Source organism: Streptomyces sp. NH27, from assembly GCF_056859195.1.
The window spans coordinates 1-3,415 of sequence record NZ_JACEGK010000691.1 but is presented as its reverse complement, the minus strand read 5'-3'; the positions used below and the strand labels follow the sequence as shown (position 1 = coordinate 3,415).

Here is a 3,415-nt window from a genome sequence, read left to right as displayed (position 1 = left end):
GCTACCTCCCCCTCCGCCACGACCCCTGCCGCCGCCTGCCCCAACTGCTGATCGGCCTGGCCCTGTACGGGTTCGGCCTGTCCGCCATGGTCCGGGCCTCGCTCGGCGTCAATCCGTGGAGCGTGCTGTACGAGGGGGTGCAGCGGCACAGCTCGCTGAGCTTCGGCACGGTCAACGGACTGGTCGGGGCGGTCGTGCTGCTGCTGTGGATACCGCTCAGGCAGCGGCCGACCTTCGGCACGATCGCGAACATCGTGGTGCTGTCGTTCTCCTCCGACCTCGGCCTCGCCCTGCTGCCCCCGCACCCCGGGCTCCCGCTCCGGGTCGGCCTGCTCCTCGGGGGCGTGCTGCTCAACGGGCTCGCCGTCGCGATCTACGTAGGCGCGCGGCTCGGGCCGGGCCCGCGGGACGGGCTGATGACCGGCGCCTCGGCCGCCACCAGTCGCTCGATCCGCTTCGTCCGCACCCTGATCGAGGTCACCGTCCTCGCCGTGGGCGTCCTGCTCGGCGGGAGCGTCGGGCCGGGCACCGTGCTGTACGCGGTCGCGATCGGCCCGATCACGCAGTTCCTGCTGCCGCGCTTCGCCTACCGGACGGCCGCGGACCGCCACCGCGTCGGGCCGGGCGCGCCCGGCACCCCGGTCAGGTCCGGGTGGCGGCTTCCGTCCCGGCGTCGGCCTTGACACCCGCCTCGGCCTCGGCCCCAGCCTCGGCCCCGGCCCCCGGCTCGCCCTCGGACGTGACCGGGGCCGGGGCCCCGGGCTGCGCGGGGGGCGCCGCCGCTGCCGGGGCGGCGGCCTTCCGGCGCCGCTCCTTGAGCTCCTGCCGAAGCAGGATCCACCAGCCGACCGGGACCATGAGGGCGAACAGCCACCACTGGATCGCGTAGGGCAGGTGCACGCCCTGGCCGACGACCGCCATGTCGGTGCCGGAGTCGCTGTCGCTGCCCGGCGCGCCAATCTGCTCGGCGGACTGGCCCTTGGTGAGCGGCGGGCTGGTCCTGACCAGTTCGAGGTAGCCACTGAGCACCGGCTCGGACAGCTTCTTCGCCTGCTCGGTGCTGTTGATCAGCATGAACTGGCGGGGCGGGAGGCCGCCGACGTTCCGAATTCCGCTGATTTGGGAGGTTTCGTCCAGCTGGAGCCGCCCGGTGAGAGTGACCGTCCCGGTGGGCGTCTTCGGCACCGCCGGGAACGCCGCGGTGTCGTCGGCGGGCGCGACCCAGCCCCGGTTGACCAGCACCACGTCGCCCTTGGCGATGACCAGTGGGGTGACCAGGAAGAAGCCCTGGTCCCCGTTGGTGTTGGTGCGGCGCCTGACCACGAACTGGTGCGCGGTGTCGTACTTCCCGGTGGCGGTCACCGGCCGGTACCGGTCGGCGCCGGGCAGCTTCGCGCCCGGGTGGGTCAGGGTCTGCATCGGGACCGGCTTCGCGTGCATGGCCAGCGAGATCCGGTGGTTGCTGTGCTTGGTCTGCTGGTAGCGGTGGAACTGCCACAGGCCCAACCGGCCCATGACCAGTATCAGCGCCACGAACAGCACGGTCAGCAGGATCCAGCGGCGGGTGAGCACGACGCGAAGCACGAAACGACGTTACCTCCCGCGCGGCGACCACCCGCACACCGGGTGCACCCTCGCCCGGGCCCGGCCGCGCAAGCCGAGGTCGCGGGGGTCACCGGCGTTATGGGGGCAGCGGTGTGACGGGGCCGCCGAGATCGCGGGAGTCACAGAGCCGGCGCGGGTCACGCCGGCTCGTCGGTGTCGCCCCCGGACACCTCCGGGCGGCGCGCGGTGTCGCTGATCCGGATCAGGATGCCGACCAGCGCCCAGTTGGCGACCACCGACGAGCCGCCGTACGCGACGAAGGGCAGCGTCATGCCGGTCAGCGGGATCAGGCCCATCACGCCGCCCGCCACGACGAAGACCTGGAGCGCGAACGCGGCCGACAGCCCGCCGGCGAGGAGCTTGCCGAACGGGTCGCGGGTGGCGAGCGCGGTCCGCATGCCGCGCTCGACGATCAGCGCGTAGAGCAGCAGCAACGCCACCACGCCGGCCAGCCCCAGCTCCTCGCCCACCGTGGCCAGGATGAAGTCGGAGTTCGCGGCGAAGCCGATCAGGTCGGAGTTGCCCTGCCCCAGACCGGTGCCGATCAGGCCGCCGGAGCCGAACGCCCACAGCGCCTGCATGGACTGTTCGGAGTGGCCGACCAGGCCCTGCCGGCTCTTCAGGTACTCGCTCATCGGGTGCAGCCACGCCTGCACCCGCTGCTGGACGTGCGGCTCGAACGAGTCGACGCCCACCGCGCCGCCCGCCGCCATCAGCAGGCCGACGACGATCCAGCTGGTGCGCTCGGTGGCGGTGTACAGCATCACCACGAACAGGCCGAAGAACAGCAGCGAGGTGCCGAGGTCCGTCTCGAAGACCAGGATCAGGATCGACACCGCCCACACCAGGAGGATCGGCCCCAGGTCCCGGCCGCGCGGCAGCGGCACTCCGGCGAAGCGGCGGTCGGCCAGCGCCAGCGCGTCCCGTTTCACCATCAGGTAGCCGGCGAAGAAGATCGCGATCACGATCTTCGCGAACTCGGCGGGCTGGAAGCTCAACCCGAACAGCGAGATCCAGATCCGCGCCCCGTACACGTCGACCCCGAGCCCGGGCACCAGCGGCAGGAGCAGCAGCGCCAGCGCGCCCGTCATCGAGATGTACGTGTACCGCTGGAGCCTGCGGTGGTCTCTCAGGATCACCACCACCGCGCCGAACAGCGCCACCCCCATCGCGGAGTAGAGCAGCTGACGGGGTGCTTCCGCCACGAAACCGGGAAAGGCCCGCAGCCGCTTCGACTGGTCCAGCCGCCAGATGAGCACCAGGCCGAGGCCGTTGAGCAGCGTCGCGATCGGCAGCAGCAGCGGATCCGCGTACGGCGCGAACCTGCGCACCACCAAGTGCCCGAGGCCCGCCAGCAGTCCGAGGCCCGGACCGTAGCTCAGCAACCCGGCGGGCACCTTGCCGTGCACGGCCAGGCCGGTGTTGACGTACGCGAAGACCGGGATCGCGACCGCGAACAGCAGCAGCGCCAGCTCGGTGTTGCGCCGCTTGGGCACGTCTGATGCGTAGTTCATCGTGATGTCCCCGGTGTCGCCCCCAACTGCCGGGCACTCGCGGTCGTGCCCGGCACCCCGTCGTACCTCCATGATCACGGACTCGACGGGGTCGCGCACGGTTCCCCGGCCGCACCCGGGGAACCGGGTCACGGCTTGCCGAAGGTGAGGGTGAGGTGGGGGCGGCCTGCGGTGGCGGGGGCGCTGCGCGACCAGAACCAGGCCGAGTCGGTGCCGGTGGAGGTCAACGCGAGGTCGTAGGTGTTGCCGAGGCGGGCGCTGAGCGGGGCGGCGGTGAGGGTGGCGGTGTAGTCGGT

Annotated in this window: 3 protein-coding genes; 1 reads left to right on the top strand and 2 read right to left on the bottom strand. The window is 72.0% G+C overall.

Going from position 1 to position 3,415, the window contains the following annotated elements:
- On the top strand, positions 1-683 hold a 683-nt coding region (gene yczE, locus AC13HU_RS34485), incomplete at its 5' end, for a membrane protein YczE (RefSeq protein ID WP_483045936.1).
- Here yczE and AC13HU_RS34480 read toward each other — a convergent pair.
- Complete coding sequence (locus tag AC13HU_RS34480; RefSeq protein ID WP_483045935.1) at positions 643-1,584, bottom strand: SURF1 family cytochrome oxidase biogenesis protein; 942 nt, start codon at positions 1,582-1,584, stop codon at positions 643-645. The two genes, yczE and AC13HU_RS34480, sit on opposite strands and share 41 nt — an antisense overlap.
- Positions 1,585-1,742: 158 nt before the next feature.
- Positions 1,743-3,119 carry an FtsW/RodA/SpoVE family cell cycle protein gene (locus AC13HU_RS34475; protein WP_483045934.1) on the bottom strand — a complete coding sequence of 459 codons (1,377 nt, stop codon included), beginning with the start codon at positions 3,117-3,119 and terminating at the stop codon, positions 1,743-1,745.
- Positions 3,120-3,415: the final 296 nt, after the last annotated feature.